A 23294-nucleotide genomic window follows, 5' to 3' on the forward strand; every position below is an offset into this window, starting at 1 on the left:
ATCCGCATTACTTAAAATTGGACAAAGTGTGACAACTGTCCGAAATTGGCGGTCAGAGAGAGTTATCGAGCGGATAAAGGTTGGCGGCGTGAAAACTGATAATGGCGTGCCATGTTATCTGGCATCAAACACAAAGCCCCGTAAACGGGGCTTTGTGGAAAAACATTTTATTTATTTAAAACAGTCAATTAGAATGGAATGTCATCATCAAAATCCATTGGCGGTTCATTACTTTGCGCTGGCGTATTATTCTGCGCCGGACGTGGCTGCTGGGGTTGAGCGCCGCCGCTAAATTGGTTGCCGCCCTGTGGTTGTTGTGGCTGGCCCCAACCGCCTTGTTGCTGGCCGCCGCCTGCGGGCGCGTTGCCAGCACCGCTCTGGCGTCCGCCCAGCATTTGCATGGTGCCGCCGACATTAACCACGATTTCAGTGGTGTAGCGGTCTGCGCCGGCCTGATCGGTCCATTTGCGGGTTTGCAGCGAGCCTTCAATATAAACCTGAGAGCCTTTGCGCAGGTATTCGCCCGCGACTTCCGCCAGCTTGCCGAACAGTACGACACGGTGCCACTCGGTTTTTTCTTTCTGCTCGCCGGTCTGCTTATCACGCCAGCTTTCGGACGTGGCCAGCGTGATGTTGGCAACCGCACCGCCATTCGGCATATAGCGAACTTCCGGGTCTTGCCCCAGATGTCCGACAAGAATCACTTTATTAACGCCTCTGCTGGCCATGCTCGTGTCTCCTGATGAATCGATAAATTTATTTTTAAGTCTAAACGATCAATCTTAACATGGGAAAAGTCTCTGTCATACCTGCGAAGCGCGATCAAAAATGAAGAAGAAGTTTGCAACCTTTACATCATGGCTGGATTGGGTACTGGATATTCATTCAGCTTTTTTTGTGTCATAATTGCACGTTTCGTACCGGTTGTCTCTGTCAGTGAGATGATGCAAAACCGTATTTATTCCGGGAAGTGTGTGAATGGATAAGATCGAAGTTCGTGGTGCTCGTACTCATAATCTCAAGAATATCAACCTGATAATTCCCCGCGATAAGCTGATAGTGATCACAGGACTGTCCGGTTCCGGCAAATCATCGCTGGCGTTTGACACCCTGTATGCCGAGGGACAGCGGCGTTACGTCGAGTCGCTTTCCGCTTACGCGCGTCAGTTCCTGTCGCTGATGGAAAAACCGGATGTCGATCATATAGAAGGTCTGTCGCCGGCGATCTCCATTGAGCAGAAGTCCACTTCCCATAATCCGCGATCCACAGTCGGAACCATCACCGAAATTCATGACTATCTGCGCTTGCTGTTTGCCCGCGTGGGCGAGCCGCGCTGTCCGCAGCATGATGTCCCGCTGGATGCGCAGACGGTCAGCCAGATGGTGGACAACGTGCTGGCGCAGCCGGAAGGGAAACGCCTGATGTTGCTGGCGCCGATTGTGAAAGATCGCAAAGGCGAGCACACCAAAACGCTGGAGAATCTGGCGACGCAGGGATATATCCGCGCGCGTATTGATGGCGAAGTTTGCGATCTGTCCGACCCGCCGTCACTGGAATTACAGAAAAAACATACTATTGAAGTGGTGGTGGATCGTTTCAAAGTGCGTGACGATCTCGCTCAGCGTCTGGCGGAGTCGTTTGAGACGGCGCTGGAGCTTTCCGGGGGCAGCGCGGTGGTGGCCGATATGGATGATCCGACCACGCCGGAACTGCTGTTTTCCGCCAACTTCGCTTGTCCGATCTGCGGTTACAGCATGCATGAACTTGAACCGCGGATGTTTTCATTCAACAACCCTGCCGGGGCGTGTCCAAGCTGTGATGGTCTGGGGGTTCAGCAATTTTTCGATCCTGCCCGCGTGGTGCAGAATGCGGAGTTGTCGCTGGCCGGTGGCGCGATCCGTGGCTGGGATCGCCGCAACTTCTACTATTTTCAGATGCTGCGCTCGCTGGCCGAACACTACAAATTTGATGTCGACGCGCCGTTTGAAAGTCTTGATGCCGCCGTTCAGAAGCTGATTCTGTCCGGTTCCGGCAAAGAAAATATCGAGTTTAAATACATTAACGACCGGGGCGATACCTCGGTGCGCCGTCATCCGTTCGAGGGCGTGTTGCACAATATGGAACGCCGCTATAAAGAAACGGAATCCAGCGCGGTGCGGGAAGAACTGGCGAAGTTTATCAGCAATCGCCCTTGCGCCAGTTGTCGCGGTACGCGTCTGCGTGAAGAGGCGCGCCATGTGTTTGTTGAACAGACGACTCTGCCGCAGATTTCCGACATGAGCATCGGCCATGCGATGAGCTTCTTCCAGAATATGAAGCTCAGCGGGCAACGCGCCAAAATTGCTGAGAAAGTGCTGAAAGAAATCGGCGATCGCTTGAAGTTTCTGGTGAATGTCGGGCTTAATTATCTGTCGCTGTCGCGTTCGGCGGAAACCCTGTCGGGCGGCGAGGCTCAGCGTATTCGTCTGGCAAGTCAGATCGGCGCCGGACTGGTCGGGGTGATGTATGTGCTGGATGAACCGTCGATTGGCCTGCACCAGCGCGATAATGAACGGCTGCTGGAAACCCTGATTCATCTGCGCGATCTGGGCAATACCGTGATTGTGGTCGAGCATGATGAAGATGCGATCCGCGCCGCTGACCATGTGATTGATATCGGGCCGGGGGCGGGGGTTCACGGCGGCCAGATTGTCGCGGAAGGCACGATGGAACAAATCATGGCGGTGCCGGACTCGCTTACCGGGCAGTTCCTGAGCGGCAAACGTAAAATTGAAATCCCCGAACGGCGTGTTCCGGCTGATCCAACCAAAGTATTGAAACTGATTGGCGCGAGAGGCAATAACCTTAAAGATGTCACGCTGACTTTACCGGTCGGGCTGTTCACCTGTGTGACCGGCGTATCGGGTTCGGGGAAATCCACGTTGATTAACGACACGCTGTTCCCGCTGGCGCAGCGTCAGTTAAACGGCGCGACGCTGGCGGAACCGGCGGCCTATCGCGCCATCGAAGGGCTGGAGCATTTCGATAAGGTTATTGACATCGATCAGAGTCCGATAGGCCGCACGCCACGTTCCAATCCGGCGACCTATACCGGCATTTTCACCCCGATCCGGGAACTGTTCGCTGGCGTACCCGAATCGCGATCGCGCGGCTACAATCCTGGCCGCTTCAGCTTTAATGTGCGTGGCGGCCGCTGCGAAGCGTGTCAGGGGGATGGCGTAATCAAGGTTGAAATGCACTTCTTACCGGATATTTATGTCCCTTGCGATCAGTGCAAAGGCAAACGCTATAATCGCGAGACGCTGGAAATCAAATACAAAGGCAAAGGCATTCACGAAGTGCTGGAGATGACCATCGAAGAAGCCCGCGAGTTCTTTGATGCGATCCCGGCGCTGGCCCGTAAGCTGCAAACGTTGATAGACGTTGGGTTATCGTATATTCGTCTGGGACAATCGGCGACCACGTTATCCGGCGGTGAGGCGCAGCGCGTGAAGCTGGCGCGTGAACTGTCGAAGCGCGGCACTGGTCAGACGCTCTACATTCTGGATGAGCCGACCACCGGTTTGCATTTTGCCGATATCGAGCAATTGCTGGCGGTGTTGCATCAGTTGCGTGATCAGGGAAATACCATTGTGGTGATTGAACACAACCTTGATGTGATAAAAACCGCTGACTGGATCGTTGATCTGGGGCCGGAAGGGGGCAGCGGCGGCGGCGAGATCCTGGTTTCCGGCACGCCGGAAACCGTTGCCGAGTGTGAAAAATCGCATACCGCGCGTTTCCTGAAACCGATTCTGGCGCGTGAATAAATTTGAGGGACGCCGTATGCAGGGAATGATGCGCGGCGTCTTTGTTTTTATTCGCGGCATGGCGGTCTGATAAGGGGAACAGCACGATGTGGATACAACATGAAATCCGTCTTAAGCCGAGAGCCAGGGGCTTTCATCTGATCACCGACGAGGTGCTGGCGCAGGTAAAAACGTTACGGCAAATCAACGTCGGGCTAATGCATGTTTTTATCAAACACACGTCGGCAGCGCTGACGATCAATGAAAATGCCGATCCCACTGTGCGGCAGGATTTTGAACGTTTCTTTAATCAACTGGTGCCGGAAGATGAACCTTATTATCGTCATGTATACGAAGGCAGCGACGATATGCCTGCTCATCTGAAAGGCAGTCTGCTGGGAAATAATGTGACGGTTCCGATCAGCAACGGGCGGTTAAATATGGGAACCTGGCAGGGGATCTATTTATGCGAGCACCGTAATCAGGGCGGCAGCCGAACGCTGATTATCACTATTCAAGGGGAATAGCCGCCGCGTTTTCCACCAGCCGCGCGTACAGCGCAGCCGACACTGGCGCGACGGCGTCGCCCATTTTCCCCTGACCGAAACTTTCACCCAGATCGCTGTTCAGAACGATGGTGGTTATCACCATCTCCTGCGCTTATCAGGCCAGTCTGAGGAAAGCGAAGATTGGCCCGATGGATTTAATCGCCATGTACCAGGTCAGCAAACAGGTAAGGGCGCCCAGCAGCAGCAACCAGCGCGGATAGGGATAGTTATTCATCAGATCGGTGCGCCGCCAGCCGACGTACATAAACAGCGTCAGACCGATGGGCAGGATCAGCCCGTTGAATCCACCAGCAAATACCAGCAGCGCCGCGGGCGGCGTCCCCAGCAGCAGATAGGTCAGCAGGGAGAGGGCGATAAAAATCACCGTGGCCTGATTGCGCCCACGTTCGGTAATCTGTGGTTTGAAAACGGTAACGAACGATATCGAGGTGTAGGCTGCGCCGATCACGCTGGTGATCCCGGCGGCCCACAGGATCAGACCGAATATGCGCAGGCCGAACTCACCGGCGGCGGCCTGGAAAGCCTGTGCCGCTGGATTGGCGCTCTGACCGGAGATATCGATCATGACGCCGCTGGCGACCACGCCAAGAATGGCGAGGAATAGCACGTAACGCATTACGCCAGTGACCATTATCCCGTGCAGCGCGGCTTTGGACACCTCATGGATGTGCTCGGCGCCGGTGGTTCCCTTATCGAGCAGACGGTGCGCGCCCGCATAGGTGATATAGCCGCCGACGGTGCCGCCGACAATAGTGGTAATGGTGGCGAAGTTGATATGATCCGGCCATACGGTCTGGCGCAGCGCTTCACCCAGCGGCGGATTGGAAGCATAAGCAACGAACAGCGTCAGGCCGATCATCATCAGCCCGAGTACAATCATGACGCGATCGACGGCGACGCCCGCCCGACGTGACAGGAAAATGCCGATCGCGATGACGGCGCTGAGCGCGCCTCCCCATTTCGGCGGCAGGCCGAGCATGGCATTCAGTCCGAGGCCGGCCCCGGCAATATTACCGATGTTAAACACCAGTCCGCCGAAAATCACCAGTATCGCCAGCAGATAGCCGCTGCCGGGCAGCGTGGCGTTGGCGATATCGGAAGCCCGCATCCCGGTCAGGGTTACGATACGCCAGACATTCAACTGCACGACGAAGTCGATGAGGATTGAGGCGAGAATGCCGAAGGCGAAGGCGGCGCCCATGGTTGCGGTAAACGTTGCGGTTTGAGTAATAAAGCCGGGGCCGATTGCTGATGTGGCCATCAGAAATATCGCGGCGGTCAGTGAAGCGCGACGTTTTTTGGCAAAATCACCGGTTGCCTGAGTAGGCATAATGTGAGCTCCTGGTGGTGGAAGGATTGCCAATAAATAGTGCAATAGCTGTGCCAAGACGATATGGGGAACCGGCACGTTATTGGTTAATACGAGTTGTTGGGTGCGCCGCCGGGATTAACCAAACCAACAATCTGTTATCGGTTGCTGGCAGATTAAGCCCGGCGTCTGCGTCTTTTACTGAACGGCGGCGAAAGCCGCGGCAACGCGCTGAACATTACCGTGGTTCAGCCCCGCCAAACACATACGACCGCTGGCAATCAGGTAAACGCCGAATTCTTCACGCAGACGATCGACCTGCTCCGGGCTGAAACCGGTATAGCTGAACATGCCCCGCTGAGTCAGCAGATAATCAGCGTTATGGTTCGGCAATGCCGTTTTTAGCGCGGCGACCAGCGTTTGGCGCATTTCCTGGATGCGCGAGCGCATCGCTTCCACTTCGGCGCGCCAGTTGGCATTCAGTTGTGCATCGTTCAACACTTTGGAAACGATCTGCGCGCCGAAGTTCGGCGGAGAGGAGTAGTTGCGACGAACGGTTGCTTTTAATTGCCCCAGTACGCGTTGTGCGCTGTCGGCCTCGTCACACACGATGGAAAGTCCGCCGACGCGCTCGCTGTACAGCGAGAATATTTTGGAGAACGAGTTGGCGATCAACGCCGGAAGGCCTGCGTTGGCAATAGTACGAATGGCATAGGCATCTTCCGCGATCCCCGCGCCAAAGCCCTGATAGGCGATATCCATAAACGGGATCAGTTCACGACTGCTTATCACTTCGATAACCCGATCCCACTGTTCATTGGTCAGATCCGAACCGGTCGGGTTATGGCAGCATGGATGCAAGAGTACAATGCTGTGCGCCGGTAGTTGTTGCAGCGTAGACAGCATGGCATCGAATTTCACGCCCAGGCTGTCAGCATCAAAATAAGGATAGGTATGAACGTTGAAACCCGCGCCGGAGAAAATGGCGATATGGTTTTCCCAGGTTGGATCGCTGACCCATACTTCTGAATCCGGGAAGTAACATTTCAGGAAATCGGCGCCGATTTTCAGCGCGCCGGAACCGCCCAGCGTCTGAATGGTGGCGATGCGGCCAGCGTTCAATGCCGGGTGATCCTCGCCGAACAGCAGGTTCTGGATAGCGGTGCGGTAAGAGGACAGACCTTCCATCGGCAAGTAGGAACTTGCGTTCTTGGGTAATTGTTGCAACGCCTCTTCCGCCGCGCTGACGGCGCCAAGCCTGGGAATAATATTTTGCTCGTTATAGTACAGCCCGATACTCAAATTTATCTTATCCGCACGCGGATCCTGTTTAAACGTCTCCATCAGCGACAGGATGGGATCGCCCGCGTAGGCATCAACATTTTGGAACACTGTGTCGTTCTCCTGTATATAGTAAGGTATCGGGTTATTGCACTGAGTTAATCAATATATTAGCTGATTCATGGCGCTAATCGGGCGCCATCAGGCCATTTTCTTTCAATCTGTTGAGCACCACCGACGTTTTCAGATGCGCTATGCTCTTGTTCTGCGCCAGGATCTCGCTAATCAGCGTACTCAGCCCTGGCAGATCGGCAACCGCCACTTTCAGCAGATAATCGGCATCGCCTGTGGTTTTATAGGCGTCAATAATGGCATCCACTTCCCCCAGCATCTGGTGGAATCTTTCGACATATTCGACGGTGTGGTTTATCAATCGGACTTCGATCAATCCCAGGCATTCCAGCCCGACGGCGTTGGGCGACAAACGGGCATGATAACCGAGAATGAGTTGCGCCTGCTCCAGCGCGATACGGCGTCGGGAGCACTGCGAGGCGGAAAGCCCGACCAGATCGCTCAGTTCCTGATTGGTCAGACGGCCATTGGCCTGTAGCAGCGTCAGGATTTTCATATCAAAGTCATCAATGGCGTACATGGTTTTTCCTAAACGGCGTCAGACTGCTCCGTAGTCTCTATTTCTTTTGAATACGCATAACGCCTATTGCTGCGTGCGGTGTATTAAACATTGTAAAAATATACTCAGGCTTTTAAATCTTAGGAAGCATTTCATTAGGCCTATTCCTCCGAACTATGCATTTTCTCACTTTTCCATAACACGTAATCATCCGTTTGACCGTGCAAATTTTTTCGCCGCGCTATACATTTCGAGAGCGGTTAACGTAATAAAAATCAGGTTATTTCTTAAAAGGGGTAAATCATGACGAAATGGGGGGCGCTGGCCTTGTTGCTGATAGCCGGGAGCGTGAGGGCTGAGTCTCATCTGGAGAAGGTGCAGCAGACTGGCGTACTGAATGTTTGCGCCACCGGCGATTATAAACCCTATACCTTTCTCCGTGACGAGGGCGATTACGAGGGAATTGATGTTGCCATGGCGGGATCGTTGGCAAAAAGTCTGGGGGCCAGGGTGAATTTTGTGCCGACAACCTGGAAAACCTTGATGTCTGATTTTCTGACGGATAAATGCGATATTGCGATGGGCGGTATTTCCGTTACGCTGGCGCGTCAGAAAAAAGTGTTTTTCACCAATACGCTGGATGTGGATGGAAAAATCCCGCTGGCGCGATGCGAGAATAAAGATAAATACCAAACCATTGAGCAACTTAATCGACCATCTGTGCGCTTAATTGAACCGGCTGGCGGTACTAATGAAGCGTTTGTTCACGCTTATCTGCCGCAAGCGAAGCTAATGTTGCATGATAACGTGACTATCTTTCAGCAATTGGTGGATAAGAAGGCGGATGTAATGATTACCGATGCCTCGGAAGCCTTGTTTCAGCAGAAGCATCACCCGGAACTCTGTGCGATCAACCCGGAAAAACCGTTACAGTATGGGGAAAAAGCGTATATGTTGCCGCAGGATGACATGATCTGGAAGCTGTATGTGGATCAGTGGTTGCACTTGACCAAGGCCAGCGGCGCATACCAGAAGATAGTCGGCGAGTGGTTAGCCGTCGGGCGGTAATGTTGTCAGGCAAAGGAAGCGTGCTGGCGCTTCCTTTCACATTAGCCGCAGAGTACGGTTTAACTGTCACAATGGAACTATCACGATTTAACTCTCAATGTATTCCAGTCGGGCGCGCTGTGTCAGGCGGGTAATCAACTCGTAAGCGCTGACGCCGGTATGGGCGGCGATTTTCTCTACCGGCAGAACGGCGCCCCACAGGATAACGTCATCGCCCACCTGATCTTGCGCATCGGGGCCAAGATCGACAGTGATCATGTCCATGGAAACCCGCCCGGACAGGGGAACTTCACGTCCGTTGATCCACACCGGCGTGCCGGCTGGCGCGCAGCGCGGATAACCATCACCGTAACCGATAGCCACCACGCCCAGTCGCGTATCGTGCGGACTGCTCCAGGTGCCGCCATAGCCGACGGCTTCCCCGGTTTTGTGCTCACGTACGGCGATCAGGTGCGACGTCAAGGTCATGGCGGGTTGTAAGCCGAAATGTGCGGCATATTTATCGTCGAGGGGCGAGACGCCATACAGAATGATACCGGGACGAACCTGATCGCGATGCGCCTGCGGCCACAGTAAGATACCGGCGGAGGCGGCGATGGATTGCGCCCCTGGTTTTCCCTGCGCAAACGCATCAAGGCAGGTCAGTTGACGTTCCGTTATGCCCGATCCCGGTTCATCGGCACGGCAGAAATGACTCATCATGTTCACCGGTTGCACTACATTGTGGCATTCGGTCAGCCGTTGCCAAAATACTTCCGCCTGTTCAGGCAGCACGCCGAGGCGATGCATGCCGGTATCGAGTTTCATCCACACGCGGATCGGGTGAGGGAGGTTCGCTTGTTCCAGCGCCGTGAGTTGCTCAACGCTATGGATCGCGGTTTCAAGCTGATGGGCCGCCAGCAGGGGAAGGTCGTCGGCGGAGAAAAACCCTTCAAGCAGCAAGATAGGTTTGGTGATGCCCGCCGCCCGCAGCGTCAGGGCCTCGGTGAGACGCGCGACGCCGTAGCAGTCGGCGTCATGAAAAGTCTGGGCCGCTTCAACCAGTCCGTGGCCGTAAGCATTGGCCTTTACCACCGCCACCAGACGGCTTTCAGGGGCCAACTGGCGGATCCGTTGCAGGTTATGACGCAAAGCACGGCGGTTAATGACGGCAGTTGCCGTTTTCATTCTTTAATCCTTAACGCAAGATTATCATTGTGCGCTATTCATCATCGTATTGTGGGCCGGCATAGTTATCAAAGCGCGACCACTGCCCGTTAAAGGTTAAACGTACCGAACCGATCGGGCCGTTACGCTGTTTCCCTAAAATGATTTCCGCAATTCCCTTCAGGTCACTGTTTTCATGATAAACCTCATCACGATAGATAAACATTATCAGATCGGCATCCTGCTCGATGGAGCCGGACTCACGCAGGTCGGAGTTTACCGGCCGTTTATCCGCGCGTTGTTCCAGGCTTCGGTTAAGCTGGGACAGCGCGACAACAGGAACTTGCAATTCTTTTGCCAATGCTTTGAGCGAACGGGATATTTCTGCAATTTCCAGGGTGCGGTTGTCCGACAGGGACGGCACGCGCATTAATTGCAGGTAGTCGATCATAATCAGGCTCAGGCCGTCATGTTCGCGGAAGACTCGACGGGCGCGGGAGCGAACTTCCGTTGGCGTCAGGCCGGACGAGTCATCAATGTACATATTGCGTTTTTCCAGCAGAAGTCCCATGGTGCTGGAAATACGCGCCCAGTCTTCATCATCCAGTTGACCGGTACGAATGCGGGTTTGATCGACGCGGGACAGTGACGCCAGCATACGCATCATGATCTGTTCGCCGGGCATCTCCAGACTGAAAATCAGCACCGGTTTATCCTGCATCATGGCGGCGTTTTCACACAGGTTCATGGCGAAAGTGGTTTTCCCCATCGAAGGACGCGCCGCGACGATAATCAGATCCGATTTCTGCAAACCGGCGGTTTTCTTGTCCAGATCCTGATAGCCGGTGGACACGCCGGTGACGCCGTCATGGGGACGCTGGTAAAGCTGCTCGATACGGGAAACGGTATCTTCCAGAATGCGGTCGATGCTTTTCGGACCTTCATCTTTACTGGCGCGATTTTCGGCGATCTGGAAAACACGGGATTCCGCTAGATCGAGGAGGTCTTCGCTGCTGCGCCCTTGCGGATCGTAACCCGCGTCGGCAATTTCATTGGCGACGGCAATCATCTCCCGCACTACGGCGCGCTCTCGCACAATATCGGCGTAGGCGCCGATATTAGCGGCGCTGGGCGTATTTTTCGCCAGTTCCGCGAGATAGGCGAAACCGCCGGCCGATTCCAGATCGCCTTTCTGTTCCAGCGATTCAGACAGCGTGATCAGGTCGATTGGTCGGTTCATTTCCAACAGACGCTGCATTTCGGTGAAGATCAGACGGTGGGCGCGATTATAGAAATCGTTGGCGACAACCCGTTCCGCCACATTATCCCAGCGCTCATTATCGAGCATCAGTCCACCCAATACCGATTGTTCCGCTTCCAATGAGTGTGGCGGAAGCTTCAACCCTTCCATTTGGCGGTCACGGGGTTGATTCGATTTATTGGTTGGTCTTTTTTCTGCCATGAAGGGAGTTCTTTACCGGTTGATTTGTCATTGGTTAAGGGGGCATTGTATATCTGAACGCATGAAATGACACACTGCAATACGTATTATAGTGAGACAACGAATCCGTCACGGTTAAGGAGATAACATGGCAAAACGTGTTCAGTTCAAGGCCTACGGCGGGCCAGAGGTGCTGCAATATGACGATTTCACGCCCAGTGAACCGGCAGCGGGCGAAGTTCAGGTGGAAAACCGCGCCATAGGGGTCAATTTCATCGACACCTACATTCGCAGCGGCTTGTATCCGGTGCCGGATTTACCTTCTGGGTTGGGTACGGAAGCGGCGGGCGTGGTAACCAAAGTCGGCGCTGGCGTCAGTACGCTTAAAGTCGGCGATCGCGTGGTTTACGCGCAGTCAGGATTGGGCGCCTACAGCGAGGTGCATAATGTCGCCGAGCCGCGCGTCGCTCTCCTGCCGGATGCCATCAGCTTCGAGCAGGCCGCCGCGTCTTTCCTGAAAGGATTGACGGTGTACTATTTGTTGCGTCAGACCTATGAAATCAAACCCAATGAAATTTTCCTGTTCCATGCGGCGGCCGGCGGCGTGGGACTGATTGCCTGCCAGTGGGCGCAAGCGCTGGGCGCTAAATTGATTGGTACGGTGGGTTCCGATGAAAAAGCGCGGCGGGCGAAACAGGCTGGCGCCTGGGCAACGATTAACTACAGTACGGAAAATATCGCCCAGCGCGTTGCTGAACTCACCGACGGCAACAAGGTTGCGGTAGTGTATGATTCGGTCGGTAAAGCGACCTGGGAAGCGTCGCTGGACAGCTTGCGCCGCCGCGGACTAATGGTCAGCTTCGGCAATGCGTCGGGGCCGGTAACCGGCGTCAATTTGGGGATCCTCAATCAGAAAGGTTCGCTGTACGTGACGCGTCCATCGCTGTTTGGCTATGTCACGGATCGTGCTGAACTGGATCAGGCGAGCAATGAATTGTTCTCGTTGTTAGCCAGCGGCGCCATCAAGGTGGATGTGCCGCCTGAACAAGTGTTTGCGCTGTCCGATGCGCAAGGCGCGCATCAGGCGCTGGAAAGCCGCCGTACACAGGGTTCCTGTTTATTGATTCCGGGGCGGTAATGCGTCGCCGCCTCTGAAAAAGCAGAAGGCCCCCCAATGGGAGGCCTTTGCCGTTTTCGCCAATTTCATCAGGCCGTATGTAGGGTACAGCGGGATAGTCGTCTGGAGGTGTCACTGCGTGACTATTATTTTTCCTGACGATGATGAAATCGTGTTGTCCATTGCCCTTAATTATTTGTTTTTTATCGGATGTTTTCCTGATAATAATAAAATCGGGCGCCAGGCAAGATGGACAACTGGTCGTGGCGATATCCTAGCAGCAGCGATCGGAAAAAAATATCTGCTGGCGCACAGTTTTGCATTAAAGGCGGTTTTGCTTCCCTATGCATAATGCAGTCTGTGCGCTTGCTGGCTTACCACTCGTTACTTCTGCGGTTGCGATAAGCATATTTACGGTACATGTCGCGGTGCGAATTATATGCCGGTTTACGCTGCCACCGGCGCCACAGCCATACCGCCGCTACCGCCAGCAGCAACCACGGCAGGACTTCAATCGCCATGACAAACAGTCCGCCAATCAGCATAAAAAGAGAAGCGACAAACAATGCCGCGATAACACCTAACAGCGATACGCCTGTCACCATCAGCATGATAAAAAAGCCTATAACGAAGAAAATCTCCAACATGGTGTGCTCCCGTAGCCGCGAAATCTTTTTTTGAACGCTAAGAATAAAAGGCCGCAGTGATGAATGCGGTTGTTAAGAACGCGATGACCGATATCGTTTTGCGTCTCAGGGAGAGTTACAAGAATCGTGCCAGAATGCGTCACTGATAAGTTATTGATTTATCAGTGACGTAAAAAAGTTGTCGGTGAGATGTTGGTTAAAAGGACTAACTCTTGGTCTTTTTCAACGGGCGGAGTGGCGAACCCATGTCAGCGCTCGCTCGACCACGGCGGCATCCGCCCCTGGTTTATGCGCATTTTCACTCAGGTAACGCCGCCACTGGCGCGCGCCCGGCACCCCCTGAAACAGACCGAGCATATGACGGGTTATATGCCCTAATGCCGCGCCGTTCGAAAGCTCGCGTTCAATGTAGGGATACATGGATTCTACCACGTCCACGATATTCGGGCTGGCCGCCGGTTCGCCGAACAGTTCGTGATCCACGTGCGCCAGAATGCCGGGGTTTTGGTAAGCCTCACGTCCCACCATAACGCCATCGAGATAGTGCAGATGCGTTTTCGCCTCCGCCAGCGTTTTGATGCCGCCGTTGATGGCGATCGTCAGCGCGGGAAAATCACGTTTAAGCTGGTAAACGCGCGGGTAATCCAGCGGTGGGATTTCGCGGTTTTCTTTTGGGCTCAACCCAGACAGCCAGGCTTTGCGGGCATGGACAATAAACGTATCGCAACCACCGAGATCGGCCACGGTGTGGATAAAATCGCACAGGAATGCATAGCTGTCCTGATGGTCGATACCAATACGCGTTTTTACCGTAACCGGGATCGATACCCGATCTTTCATCGCCTTGATGCAGTCAGCCACCAACGCTGCTTCTCCCATCAGACAGGCGCCGAAACGACCGTTTTGCACCCGATCGGACGGGCAACCGACGTTCAGATTCACCTCATCATAACCGCGCTGTTCGGCCAGAAGCGCACAGTGCGCCAGCGCCGCCGGGTCGCTGCCGCCCAGTTGCAATGCCAGCGGATGTTCTTCCTCGCTATAAGCCAGATAGTCGCCTTTGCCATGAATAATGGCGCCCGTGGTGACCATTTCGCTATACAGCAGGGTATGACGGCTCAACTGGCGGAGAAAATAACGGCAATGGCGATCGGTCCAATCGAGCATCGGCGCAATGGAGAAGCGGCCCAGAGGGAAGGTAGGGCGTGAGTCGTGGCGGGTTTGGCTATATTGTGGCATGGCGGTTATTTGGGTCAGTGGTTGCGTCAGTTTCTCCACAGGGAGAAATGTCATAAACGAATGGTGCGCACTATAGCATAAAATGGTTAAGTACCTTGATTTGCTCTGCATCGAACAGGGAGCCTGATGGTGTTGTCAGAGCCATCCTGTAGTTATCATCCTGTAGTTATAGCCCGCCTTTATACGGCTCAACCAGTAAGCCGTATCATTACTGTATTCGCCTCATCGCTGCTGTAGCGCTTGCTGTAAACGCAATGGGACGCCAGCGGCATACTGCTTAAGTTGATGAACAAACGTATCCACCAGCGCCGAGGCAGGGCGATGCAACGGGCGAATCAAGCTGACGGTGAAAGGGACATCAATACTGAAAGGACGCACGGCAATACCGGAAGCGGCGTAATCCAGCGCGGTCAGCGGATTGACAATCGAGAGGCCGAGGCCAGCGCGTACCATGGCGCAGACCGAGGCAGCGTTGTGTGTTTCCAGCACCATCCGGCGCGTTATGTTTTGTTCCTGAAACAGTTTATCCAGCAATTGGCGATAGCTGTCGGCGCTGGACAGGCTGATAAAGGGTTCGCCGGTAAAATCGGCTGGCGTCAGCACGGTTTTTGCCGCCAGAGTATGTGCGGCGGGCAGTACGCAGACTTCGTTGAGCAACATTAATGTTTGTCGCTCTGTACCGGCAGGCGTTATGTTGGTTTCCGTCAGCCCCAGATCGTGTCGTTGAGCGGAAAGCCACTCTTCGAGCAGCGGCGACTCTTGTGGAATGATGTGCAGGCTAAGTTGAGGATAACGGGTCAGCAGCGGTTTGCACACCTCAGGCAGCAGCGATTGGGAAAATACCGGCAGACAGGCGATCGAAAGCTGTGCTTGCTGAAAACGGCGGATATCGTTGGCGGCGTTGATAATTCTGTCCAGCCCGTAGTAAGAGCGCTGCACTTCTTCAAATAATTGTAATCCTTGTGCCGTGGGATAAAGCCGCCCCCGTACTCGCTCAAACAGGGTCATTTGAATCAGTTTTTCAAACCGCGCCAACTCCCGGCTGACCGTCGGCTGCGAGGTGTTCAACAATGCTGCCGCTTCCGTCAGATTGCCGGAAGTCATGACCGCATGGAAAATCTCAATGTGTCGCAGTGATATCGCCGCCATGTCGTCCTCATTAGCCACCTGCCTTAATCCATATCATAAATGAATAGACTCTGCTTAAAACGATATTTGTTTATCATTATGGTCATTTTTATAGTGGGGATCGGTCATTTCAAACGCTTTATGAATAATGGGTAATTTATATCATGCCACACGATCTCAACGACATGACGCACGCACTGAATACAGCAAGCCTGCGTGAACTTCCCGCTCGTTTTGGCTGCCCGGTTTGGGCGTATGATGCGCAAACCATCATTGATCGCATCGCGCAATTGCGTCAGTTCGATACCATTCGTTTTGCACAGAAAGCCTGCTCCAATACGCATATTCTGCGTCTGATGCGTCAACAAGGGGTGAAAGTGGATTCGGTTTCGCTGGGGGAAATCGAGCGTGCGCTGGCGGCCGGTTTTGTGCCGGGGACCGAGGCGCATGAGATCGTGTTTACTGCCGATCTGCTTGATCGTCAGACATTACAGCGGGTTGCGGCGTTAACTATCCCGGTTAACGCCGGTTCGGTGGATATGCTGGAGCAGTTGGGCAGTCAGTCGCCGGGGCATCCGGTCTGGTTGCGCGTGAATCCCGGTTTCGGTCACGGTCATAGTCAGAAAACCAACACCGGCGGCGAAAACAGCAAGCACGGCATCTGGTTCGGCGATCTGCCGTTGGCGCTGGCGCATATCCAGCGCTATCAGTTAAAACTGGTGGGGATCCATATGCACATTGGCTCCGGTGTGGACTATGGCCATCTGGAGCAGGTATGCGACGCGATGGTACAACAGGTTATCTCACTGGATCAGGATCTTCAGGCGATTTCTGCGGGCGGCGGATTATCGATCCCGTATCGTAAGGGCGAAGAGGCGATCGATACTAAGCACTATTTCAGTCTATGGAATGCGGCGCGTGAAAAAATTGCCGCTCATCTGGGTCATCAGGTGACGCTGGAAATCGAGCCAGGCCGTTTTCTGGTGGCGGAATCGGGCGTGCTGGTGGCTGAAGTTCGCGCGGTGAAAGAAATGGGGCGCCGTCACTTTGTTCTGGTTGATGCAGGATTTAACGATCTGATGCGTCCGGCAATGTATGGCAGCTATCATCACATATCCTTGCTGGCGGGAGATGGCCGCGATCTCAGTCAGGCTACGCTGCGCGACAGCGTGATTGGCGGGCCGCTGTGTGAATCCGGGGACGTATTTACCCAGCAGGCAGGCGGCGGCGTGGAAACCATCGCGTTGCCGGATGCGCAAGTGGGGGATTATCTGGTATTCCACGATACCGGCGCCTATGGCGCCTCAATGTCCTCCAATTACAACAGCCGACCACTGCTGCCGGAAGTGTTGTTTGAAAATGGCGAACCGCGGCTGATTCGCCGCCGTCAGACGCTGGAAGAATTGCTGGCGCTGGAGTCGATCTAATTGGGATGATTTGCGGGAGGCGTCGGTTGATGCCTCCTTTATTTAATATTTGGCTTTTCTGTATCTGGGTACTCAGAATAAATTATTCGATTTCTCCCTTTAATGATGTGGGGATTAGATAATGAATTTTCATAAAAAACAATGATATAAACATAGAGTTGATACATGTTTTTTACAAGGTTATATAACATGATTTCAATTTTAATGATAATAATTTCATATAAATCTATTTATTTATAAGAAAAAATTGACGGTTCTGTTTTATGCTGAAATAATAATTTCTCACTCTCTTTTTTGTAGGGGTTAATGTTTTTTTATATATAACATGGAGTGTTTTATATATGTCAAATTTAATCTATGTAACAATAGAAGGCAAAGAACAAGGGTTAATATCATCAGGATGCTCTACGTTTGAATCAATAGGCAATAAATATCAGTCAATGCATAAGGATGAAATCTTCGTGTTATCTTTTGAACATGATATGAATAGGGTGATGAATATAACGCACATGCCAGTGTCATTTACCAAGCTTATTGATAAGTCATCGCCTTTATTAGGAACAGCCATAACAAAAAATGAAGAACTTTTTCTTAAATTTAAATTTTATCGAACATCCGATAAGGGTGGTAATGAACTTTATTATTCAATAAAAGTAAGGAAAGCCTTTATTGTCAAACTTAGTGTTATGTATCCTCATGCCATCAATCATACTGATAATCAGCCAGAGGAGTTAGTGAGTATAAAGTACTCTGATATAGAATGGAATCATCATATTGCCAGAACATCAGGATATAGCCTATGGGGTGAAAGTACTTTTTAAGGAAGAATCAATGAAAAATAAATATTGTGATGTTGATGATTTAGGTTTTCCAAAATTCACGGGATTTGATTTTATAAGATATCATTTACCGGATAGTACTCGATATGTTACAGGAAAATCTTATTTATTGACTTATAAGGCTGCTTATTTATATTACAACAGAGATAAAATAATAAGGTATGCTCAGGAGGAAAGGATTCCTGTTTTATTGCTGGCAGGAGTGGCTGTTGCAGAGGTTGGCGGAGTTCCTGAAAGATTAAAAGCCTATGGTGTTTTGCAATTCAGACAGATGGTGAATGATACGATTAATCGCACAAATAAGTCATCTAATGCCACTTCGGTTGGTTCGTTGGCAATCCAGTTGCGAGCCGCAGCAGAAACTATGGGATTGGATCCTTTGGCATTAACGTCAAGGCAACAATTACAGCTTTCTAATTGCTTACTTTCTGATGACTTTAATATAAAGATAGTGGCAAGACATCTCAGACAGTTGATTTTATTTGACAACCCTTCTATAACAGATACAAGTAATCTAACTGATGAGCAGATTATTTTAGCAGGCTCCAGATACAACAGAGGGACTGAAAGAGCAAAACGTGATTTTTTACAATCGCTATCTTCCCCAATTGGTTCACCGGAACGAGAATATACCTCTTACGGCAGACGAATTATAGAAAAAAGAGAGTCCATATATCGAATATTGAAAGGAATTTAACGTGGCAATATATAAAAGAGGTATATTATTTGTTTTTTGCTGTATAGTTGTCTATTTTTTGTCCTCGTTTGAGGAAGAGATTTATATTGATGGAAAAGAAATAGTAAATGCATGCATGGCTTTTAAAACGTTTGTGGTTGATGATATTCGGGATTTTACTGGCACCGTTTCCTTTTTTATTTTTGTTTTTCCTTTTTTATTTTTATGTATTAAAAGAAGAGGAAAGGATATTGGTCTGAATATACTTTCTGTCTTTTTATTATCGTATTGGATATGGCGCTTTTTTATCAGGCTTAATTTATGCTGATTATGCCATATTCCCTTCAGGAAGGTTACGCTTTGCCACAGACGCAGCAATCTGCTCTCTCTTGCCAAATCCCGATGCATCATCAGATGAGATAGTATGTCATACGATCCTTACCTTACAGGATACGGTAAAATTTTACAGTTGGTTGCACTTAGAGGTTAACGCTTGCGATTCTACGCTGGTTTATGCATGGCTACCGCTCTAAAGTATCAAGTCCCAGAGGTATTGATTGGTGATATATCAATGTGCTCTGTACATTGAACCATGTGATTACACCAACCTACGCGGACGCGTAGGTTTTTTTTTACCTGTTTGACGTGGTGAGGCGAGGCGCTTGCTATGAACCATTATTCTCCCCGACCTGCGCGGTAACGGCGGGCCGTGCTTTATTTCTCCCATGTTTATACAAATAAAGATAAATTACCCCGATACGCTATCTTGCCGTCAGCCTGGTGTCGGTTATGCTGTTGGTGGATAGGTCACAGGCGTATTTTGACGTGGTGACCGACTGACCTGCTTTTGCGCAGGCGACATTATTTATCTGTCTATGGGAGAAGACATGATTTATACCTTGTTACGTTGGGTTTTCCGCCGTTTGTACCGCATTAGGATTGAGGGCGACAGCAGCCATTTTCAGCAAAAAAAATTGCTGATTACACCCAACCACGTTTCTTTTCTTGATGGCGTGCTGTTGGCGCTGTTCTTACCCATAAAACCGGTTTTTGCCGTCTATTCCTCTATTTCTGAGCGCTGGTATATCCGCTGGCTGCGACCCTACATCGATTTTATGCCGCTGGACCCCACCAAGCCGTTGGCCATCAAGCGGTTGATTAAGCTGATAGAGCGCGGACAGCCGGTGGTGGTTTTCCCCGAAGGACGTATCACCGTCACGGGCTCGCTGATGAAAATATACAGCGGCGCGGCGTTTGTGGCGGCGAAATCAGGCGCGACCCTGATCCCGGTACGTATTGACGGCGCGGAGCTTTCACCGTTTGGTCGTCTGCGAGGTGTCGTTAAACGGCATTGGTTCCCACAGATAACCCTCAGTTACCTGCCTCCCGCCCGGCTACCGATGCCAGAAGCCAACAGCGCCAAAGAACGGCGTATTCTGGCCGGGGAGCATCTGCATCAGATCATGATGGCGGCGAGAATGACCACACGCTCAAGTCACACGCTGTATCAGGCGTTTTTGGCTGCCCGCGGGCGCTATGGTCGCGGTTCACCGTCTATTGCGGACATTTCGTTCCAGGAAGGCAGCTATCAGGGCTTACTGAAAAAATCGCTTGGCGTCGCGCGCATTCTGCAACGTTTTACCCAGGCAGGTGAACATGTGGGCTTATTGCTGCCTAACGCTACCATCGCCGCCGCCGCCATTCTGGGCGCGACATTGCGTAACCGCGTGCCTGCGATGCTGAATTACACGTCAGGCGCCAAAGGGCTGCAAAGCGCTATGCAAGCCGCCACTATCAAAACCATTGTGACCTCCCGCCAGTTTTTAGAAAAAGGCAAACTGACCGATTTGCCCGTGCGGGTGAGTGAGGCCAACTGGGTTTATCTGGAGGATTTGAAAGACACCGTAACGCTGGCCGATAAGCTGTGGATCCTGTTTCATCTGTTGTTTCCGGCCAGAGCCATGCTGCCGCAGCAGGCGGAGGATGCCGCGATTGTACTGTTTACCTCCGGTTCGGAAGGCGCGCCGAAAGGCGTGGTGCACTCGCATGACAGCCTGCTGGCGAACGTCGAGCAGATCCGCACCGTGGCGGATTTTACCCCGCGCGATCGCTTTATGTCGGCATTGCCGCTCTTCCATGCTTTTGGATTGACAGTCGGGTTGCTCACGCCGTTGATCACCGGCGCCAGAGTGTTTCTTTATCCCAGCCCGTTGCACTACCGGATTGTACCGGAACTGGTGTATGACCAGAACTGCACCGTGCTGTTTGGCACATCCACCTTTCTAGGTAACTATGCGCGTTTTGCCCATCCGTATGATTTTGCCCGCTTGCGCTATGTGGTGGCGGGAGCGGAAAAACTGTCGGAGTCGACCCGTCAGATATGGCAGGACAAATTCGGCATCCGCATTCTGGAAGGCTATGGCGTGACGGAGTGCGCGCCGGTAGTGGCGATCAATGTGCCGATGGCGACCAAAATTCATTCCGTGGGCCGTTTGCTGCCGGAAATGGAATCCCGGCTGATCGATGTGCCGGGGATCGCGCGCGGCGGTCGCTTACAACTGCGCGGGCCGAATATCATGAAAGGCTATTTGCGGGTTGAACATCCAGGGGTGCTGGAAGCGCCGACGGCGGAAAACGCGCAGGGCGAATGGCAGGCGGGCTGGTATGACACTGGCGATATCGTCGAACTGGACGCCAAAGGATTCTGTACCATCATCGGGCGGGTGAAACGCTTCGCGAAGCTGGCGGGCGAGATGGTTTCGCTGGAAAGCGTGGAACAACTGGCGATAAAAGTTTCCCCGGACGCGCAACATGCCGCCAGCGCCAAAAGCGACAGCAGCAAAGGGGAAGCGCTGGTGCTGTTTACCACCGACGGCGAGCTAACCCGTGAGAAACTGCTGGCGCGGGCGCGCGCAGGCGGCGTGCCTGAACTGGCGGTGCCGCGAGATATCCGCTGCGTGAAGGCATTACCGTTGCTGGGCAGCGGTAAACCTGATTTTGTCACCTTGCGCCAGATGGCTGAGCAATCCATCGACGAACAGTCTATCGCCGGGCAATCCACTGGCGAACAACCGAGTGCCGAACAACCGGAGCAGCCATCATGAATCAGACGTCGGAACCCGCGACGCCGTTGTTGTCGCGCAGTATGAGTGCGGTCATTATCGCGCAGTTCTTTTCCGCCTTTGGCGACAATGCGCTGCTGTTCGCCACCATTGCGTTGATCAAACAACTCGTTTATCCCGACTGGAGCCAGCCGTTTTTACAGATGGGCTTTGTGGCGGCGTATATCATTCTGGCGCCTTTCGTCGGGCAGGTGGCGGACAGCTTTGCCAAAGGGCGGGTGATGATGTTCGCCAATGGCCTGAAGCTGGTGGGGGCGCTGCTGATTTTCGTCGGCGGCAATCCGTTTCTGGGCTACACGCTGGTAGGCGTGGGGGCGGCCGCCTACTCGCCTGCCAAGTACGGCATCCTGGGCGAGATCACCCGTGGCGATCAACTGGTTAAAGCCAATGGCCTGATGGAAGCCTCGACTATCGCGGCGATCCTCACCGGTTCGGTTGCCGGCGGGGTGCTGGCTGACTGGAACCTGCCTGCGGCGCTGGCGATTTGCGCCGTCGCCTACGGTATTGCGCTGGGCGCCAACCTGTTGATCCCGCGGCTTAATGCCGCCCGTCCGGGGCAGCCGTGGCATCCGGCGCGGATGACACGCAGCTTTTTCTCCGCCTGTCGTGTGTTGTGGCGTGACGGGGAAACCCGCTTTTCGCTGCTGGGCACCAGCCTGTTCTGGGGGGCGGGCGTGACGTTGCGTTTCCTGCTGGTGCTATGGGTGCCGTTGGCGCTGGGCATCACGGATAACGCGACGCCGACATTGCTGAATGCGATGGTTGCGGTGGGGATTGTGCTGGGGGCAGGCGCGGCGGCCAGGTTGATTACGCTCAAGACCGTACAGCGTTGCCTGCCTGCCGGCGTGCTGATTGGCGTGGCGGTGGTGATTTTTACTCTCCAGCACAATCTGATCAGCGCCTATGGTTTATTGATTTTGCTCGGCGCGTTAGGCGGCTTTTTCATCGTGCCGCTCAATGCGTTGTTACAGGCGCGCGGCAAGGCCAGCGTAGGCGCGGGCAACGCCATCGCCGTCCAGAATCTGGGGGAAAACACCGCCATGTTGCTGATGCTGGGACTCTACTCGCTGGTGGTAAAACTGGGGGTGTCGGTCATCACCATCGGTATCGGGTTCGGCGTATTGTTTGCGTTGGCGATAGTCTTGTTATGGGTATGGCTGATTTTCGCCCGGCGGCGCCAGGTGGATAATCATCAGACAGGCGCTTAAGACACCGATGCGTCTGGTTTGGCATGACTGGGGAATCGAGGATCTGAATGTCTATGCATTACATGACATTCTTGCCCTGCGTAATCAGGTTTTTGTGGTTGAGCAGACCTGCCCGTATCAGGATATCGATGGACGCGATATGGTTGACGGCAATCGTCATATCGCAGCCTATGATAACGATAAACTGGCGGCTTATGCGCGGCTGCTGGCGCCGCATCCGGGCAATGAGGCGGCGACTATCGGACGGGTGATCGTCGCGCCTCCTGTCAGGGGACGACAGTTGGGGCATCAACTGATGGAACAGGCGCTGTTTGCCTGCGCGCGTCACTGGCCGCAAAAAACGGTGTTTCTGTCCGCACAGGCTCATCTGCAACGCTTCTATGCCGGTTTTGGTTTTGTGGCGACGGGCGAGGTCTATGACGAGGATGGAATTGCGCATATTGATATGCGTTTTTACCCGGCGTAAAAAACCCGCTGCGTCATCGCGGCGGGTCTGTTAGCGTAAAGGGCGCGTGGAGCCTGTCAACTAGCGGAATTTGAAATCTTGCTGCCTAATTTCTGCACATCCTCGCCAAAGCCGCGAGCGGTATTACACCCGCTTACTGTTGCCGCCACCAATAGTGATACCATTATTAATTTTACCAATCTCATCATCGT

Annotated in this window: 23 protein-coding genes; 12 read left to right on the forward strand and 11 right to left on the reverse strand. The window is 52.9% G+C overall.

Annotated elements, in window-relative coordinates:
• Positions 1-188: 188 nt before the first annotated feature.
• Entirely contained in the window at positions 189-728 is a 540-nt protein-coding gene (ssb1, locus tag NC856_RS06260) for a single-stranded DNA-binding protein SSB1 (RefSeq protein WP_264089571.1), read from the reverse strand.
• A gap of 250 nt (positions 729-978) precedes the next feature.
• Between ssb1 and uvrA the strand changes: the two genes are divergently transcribed.
• A complete protein-coding gene (gene uvrA, locus NC856_RS06265) occupies positions 979-3810 on the forward strand; it encodes an excinuclease ABC subunit UvrA (RefSeq protein ID WP_264089572.1) in 2832 nt (943 codons plus the stop codon).
• A gap of 86 nt (positions 3811-3896) precedes the next feature.
• Positions 3897-4316, forward strand: coding sequence for a secondary thiamine-phosphate synthase enzyme YjbQ (locus NC856_RS06270; RefSeq protein ID WP_264089573.1), 420 nt, complete (start codon positions 3897-3899; stop codon positions 4314-4316).
• On the opposite strand, the gene NC856_RS06275 is transcribed toward NC856_RS06270, so the two are convergent.
• The 4 genes from NC856_RS06275 to NC856_RS06290 form a co-directional block, all read right to left on the reverse strand.
• A complete protein-coding gene (locus tag NC856_RS06275; RefSeq protein WP_264089574.1) occupies positions 4300-4440 on the reverse strand; it encodes a hypothetical protein in 141 nt (46 codons plus the stop codon). The two genes, NC856_RS06270 and NC856_RS06275, sit on opposite strands and share 17 nt — an antisense overlap.
• 12 nt (positions 4441-4452) lie before the next feature.
• Positions 4453-5688, reverse strand: a complete 1236-nt coding sequence (locus NC856_RS06280; protein WP_264089575.1) for an NRAMP family divalent metal transporter — start codon at positions 5686-5688, stop codon at positions 4453-4455.
• Positions 5689-5865: 177 nt separating this feature from the next.
• Positions 5866-7059 carry an amino acid aminotransferase gene (locus NC856_RS06285; RefSeq protein ID WP_264089576.1) on the reverse strand — a complete coding sequence of 398 codons (1194 nt, stop codon included), beginning with the start codon at positions 7057-7059 and terminating at the stop codon, positions 5866-5868.
• 76 nt (positions 7060-7135) lie between these two features.
• On the reverse strand, positions 7136-7600 hold the full coding sequence (locus tag NC856_RS06290; RefSeq protein WP_264089577.1) for an Lrp/AsnC family transcriptional regulator: 465 nt from the start codon (positions 7598-7600) through the stop codon (positions 7136-7138).
• A gap of 282 nt (positions 7601-7882) precedes the next feature.
• On the opposite strand from NC856_RS06290, the gene NC856_RS06295 reads away from it, so the two are divergent.
• The gene (locus NC856_RS06295) at positions 7883-8647 is read left to right on the forward strand and encodes a transporter substrate-binding domain-containing protein (RefSeq protein ID WP_264089578.1); all 765 of its coding nucleotides are present in this window, start codon (positions 7883-7885) and stop codon (positions 8645-8647) included.
• An 87-nt stretch (positions 8648-8734) separates the two neighbouring features.
• Here the strand turns inward: NC856_RS06295 and alr are convergent, their stop codons facing one another.
• The gene (gene alr / locus NC856_RS06300) at positions 8735-9814 is read right to left on the reverse strand and encodes an alanine racemase (protein WP_264089579.1); all 1080 of its coding nucleotides are present in this window, start codon (positions 9812-9814) and stop codon (positions 8735-8737) included.
• A gap of 34 nt (positions 9815-9848) precedes the next feature.
• Positions 9849-11255 (reverse strand): replicative DNA helicase, encoded by a 1407-nt coding sequence (dnaB, locus tag NC856_RS06305; RefSeq protein WP_264089580.1) that lies wholly within the window; start codon positions 11253-11255, stop codon positions 9849-9851.
• Between the two features lie 127 nt (positions 11256-11382).
• On the opposite strand from dnaB, the gene NC856_RS06310 reads away from it, so the two are divergent.
• Both NC856_RS06310 and NC856_RS06315 read left to right on the forward strand, forming a co-directional pair.
• Positions 11383-12372, forward strand: coding sequence for a quinone oxidoreductase (locus NC856_RS06310; RefSeq protein ID WP_264089581.1), 990 nt, complete (start codon positions 11383-11385; stop codon positions 12370-12372).
• Positions 12373-12490: 118 nt separating this feature from the next.
• Positions 12491-12703: a hypothetical protein gene (locus NC856_RS06315; protein WP_264089582.1), complete on the forward strand. Its 213-nt coding sequence runs from the start codon at positions 12491-12493 to the stop codon at positions 12701-12703.
• A 22-nt stretch (positions 12704-12725) separates the two neighbouring features.
• Here NC856_RS06315 and pspG read toward each other — a convergent pair whose 3' ends face one another.
• The 3 genes from pspG to NC856_RS06330 form a co-directional block, all read right to left on the reverse strand.
• Complete coding sequence (gene pspG, locus NC856_RS06320) at positions 12726-12998, reverse strand: envelope stress response protein PspG (protein ID WP_113864938.1); 273 nt, start codon at positions 12996-12998, stop codon at positions 12726-12728.
• 222 nt (positions 12999-13220) lie between these two features.
• Positions 13221-14237 carry a tRNA dihydrouridine(20/20a) synthase DusA gene (gene dusA, locus NC856_RS06325; protein ID WP_264089684.1) on the reverse strand — a complete coding sequence of 339 codons (1017 nt, stop codon included), beginning with the start codon at positions 14235-14237 and terminating at the stop codon, positions 13221-13223.
• A 222-nt stretch (positions 14238-14459) separates the two neighbouring features.
• Positions 14460-15386: a LysR family transcriptional regulator gene (locus NC856_RS06330; protein WP_264089685.1), complete on the reverse strand. Its 927-nt coding sequence runs from the start codon at positions 15384-15386 to the stop codon at positions 14460-14462.
• Positions 15387-15529: 143 nt separating this feature from the next.
• Between NC856_RS06330 and lysA the strand changes: the two genes are divergently transcribed.
• The 7 genes from lysA to NC856_RS06365 all read left to right on the forward strand — a co-directional run bounded on the left by lysA (position 15530) and on the right by NC856_RS06365 (position 23103).
• On the forward strand, positions 15530-16792 hold the full coding sequence (gene lysA, locus NC856_RS06335) for a diaminopimelate decarboxylase (protein ID WP_264089583.1): 1263 nt from the start codon (positions 15530-15532) through the stop codon (positions 16790-16792).
• A gap of 341 nt (positions 16793-17133) precedes the next feature.
• Positions 17134-17613 carry an Hcp family type VI secretion system effector gene (locus NC856_RS06340; protein WP_264089584.1) on the forward strand — a complete coding sequence of 160 codons (480 nt, stop codon included), beginning with the start codon at positions 17134-17136 and terminating at the stop codon, positions 17611-17613.
• 10 nt (positions 17614-17623) lie between these two features.
• The gene (locus NC856_RS06345) at positions 17624-18328 is read left to right on the forward strand and encodes a hypothetical protein (protein ID WP_264089585.1); all 705 of its coding nucleotides are present in this window, start codon (positions 17624-17626) and stop codon (positions 18326-18328) included.
• A 1-nt stretch (position 18329) separates the two neighbouring features.
• Positions 18330-18635 carry a YjeO family protein gene (locus NC856_RS06350; protein WP_264089586.1) on the forward strand — a complete coding sequence of 102 codons (306 nt, stop codon included), beginning with the start codon at positions 18330-18332 and terminating at the stop codon, positions 18633-18635.
• Positions 18636-19194: 559 nt separating this feature from the next.
• On the forward strand, positions 19195-21411 hold the full coding sequence (gene aas, locus NC856_RS06355; protein WP_264089587.1) for a bifunctional acyl-ACP--phospholipid O-acyltransferase/long-chain-fatty-acid--ACP ligase: 2217 nt from the start codon (positions 19195-19197) through the stop codon (positions 21409-21411).
• Positions 21408-22637 (forward strand): lysophospholipid transporter LplT, encoded by a 1230-nt coding sequence (gene lplT / locus NC856_RS06360; RefSeq protein WP_264089588.1) that lies wholly within the window; start codon positions 21408-21410, stop codon positions 22635-22637. The genes aas and lplT overlap by 4 nt, the downstream gene beginning before the upstream one ends.
• 7 nt (positions 22638-22644) lie before the next feature.
• A complete protein-coding gene (locus tag NC856_RS06365; protein ID WP_264089589.1) occupies positions 22645-23103 on the forward strand; it encodes a GNAT family N-acetyltransferase in 459 nt (152 codons plus the stop codon).
• A 56-nt stretch (positions 23104-23159) separates the two neighbouring features.
• Here the strand turns inward: NC856_RS06365 and NC856_RS06370 are convergent, their stop codons facing one another.
• A complete protein-coding gene (locus NC856_RS06370) occupies positions 23160-23267 on the reverse strand; it encodes an entericidin A/B family lipoprotein (protein WP_404802308.1) in 108 nt (35 codons plus the stop codon).
• Between the last annotated feature and the right edge of the window lie 27 nt (positions 23268-23294).

Source organism: Brenneria izbisi (assembly GCF_025840185.1).
In the GTDB taxonomy this organism is placed as follows: domain Bacteria; phylum Pseudomonadota; class Gammaproteobacteria; order Enterobacterales; family Enterobacteriaceae; genus Brenneria; species Brenneria izbisi.

Coding starts and splice junctions, on each gene's coding strand:
- lysA (WP_264089583.1), top strand. CDS start 15,530: ATGCCACACGATCTCAACGACATGACGCACGCACTGAATACAGCAAGC.
- ssb1 (WP_264089571.1), bottom strand. CDS start 728: ATGGCCAGCAGAGGCGTTAATAAAGTGATTCTTGTCGGACATCTGGGG.
- dnaB (WP_264089580.1), bottom strand. CDS start 11,255: ATGGCAGAAAAAAGACCAACCAATAAATCGAATCAACCCCGTGACCGC.
- alr (WP_264089579.1), bottom strand. CDS start 9,814: ATGAAAACGGCAACTGCCGTCATTAACCGCCGTGCTTTGCGTCATAAC.
- NC856_RS06310 (WP_264089581.1), top strand. CDS start 11,383: ATGGCAAAACGTGTTCAGTTCAAGGCCTACGGCGGGCCAGAGGTGCTG.
- NC856_RS06345 (WP_264089585.1), top strand. CDS start 17,624: ATGAAAAATAAATATTGTGATGTTGATGATTTAGGTTTTCCAAAATTC.
- dusA (WP_264089684.1), bottom strand. CDS start 14,237: ATGCCACAATATAGCCAAACCCGCCACGACTCACGCCCTACCTTCCCT.
- NC856_RS06340 (WP_264089584.1), top strand. CDS start 17,134: ATGTCAAATTTAATCTATGTAACAATAGAAGGCAAAGAACAAGGGTTA.
- NC856_RS06365 (WP_264089589.1), top strand. CDS start 22,645: ATGCGTCTGGTTTGGCATGACTGGGGAATCGAGGATCTGAATGTCTAT.
- pspG (WP_113864938.1), bottom strand. CDS start 12,998: ATGTTGGAGATTTTCTTCGTTATAGGCTTTTTTATCATGCTGATGGTG.
- lplT (WP_264089588.1), top strand. CDS start 21,408: ATGAATCAGACGTCGGAACCCGCGACGCCGTTGTTGTCGCGCAGTATG.
- NC856_RS06295 (WP_264089578.1), top strand. CDS start 7,883: ATGACGAAATGGGGGGCGCTGGCCTTGTTGCTGATAGCCGGGAGCGTG.
- NC856_RS06330 (WP_264089685.1), bottom strand. CDS start 15,386: ATGGCGGCGATATCACTGCGACACATTGAGATTTTCCATGCGGTCATG.
- uvrA (WP_264089572.1), top strand. CDS start 979: ATGGATAAGATCGAAGTTCGTGGTGCTCGTACTCATAATCTCAAGAAT.
- NC856_RS06280 (WP_264089575.1), bottom strand. CDS start 5,688: ATGCCTACTCAGGCAACCGGTGATTTTGCCAAAAAACGTCGCGCTTCA.
- NC856_RS06370 (WP_404802308.1), bottom strand. CDS start 23,267: ATGGTATCACTATTGGTGGCGGCAACAGTAAGCGGGTGTAATACCGCT.
- aas (WP_264089587.1), top strand. CDS start 19,195: ATGATTTATACCTTGTTACGTTGGGTTTTCCGCCGTTTGTACCGCATT.
- NC856_RS06275 (WP_264089574.1), bottom strand. CDS start 4,440: ATGGTGATAACCACCATCGTTCTGAACAGCGATCTGGGTGAAAGTTTC.
- NC856_RS06270 (WP_264089573.1), top strand. CDS start 3,897: ATGTGGATACAACATGAAATCCGTCTTAAGCCGAGAGCCAGGGGCTTT.
- NC856_RS06290 (WP_264089577.1), bottom strand. CDS start 7,600: ATGTACGCCATTGATGACTTTGATATGAAAATCCTGACGCTGCTACAG.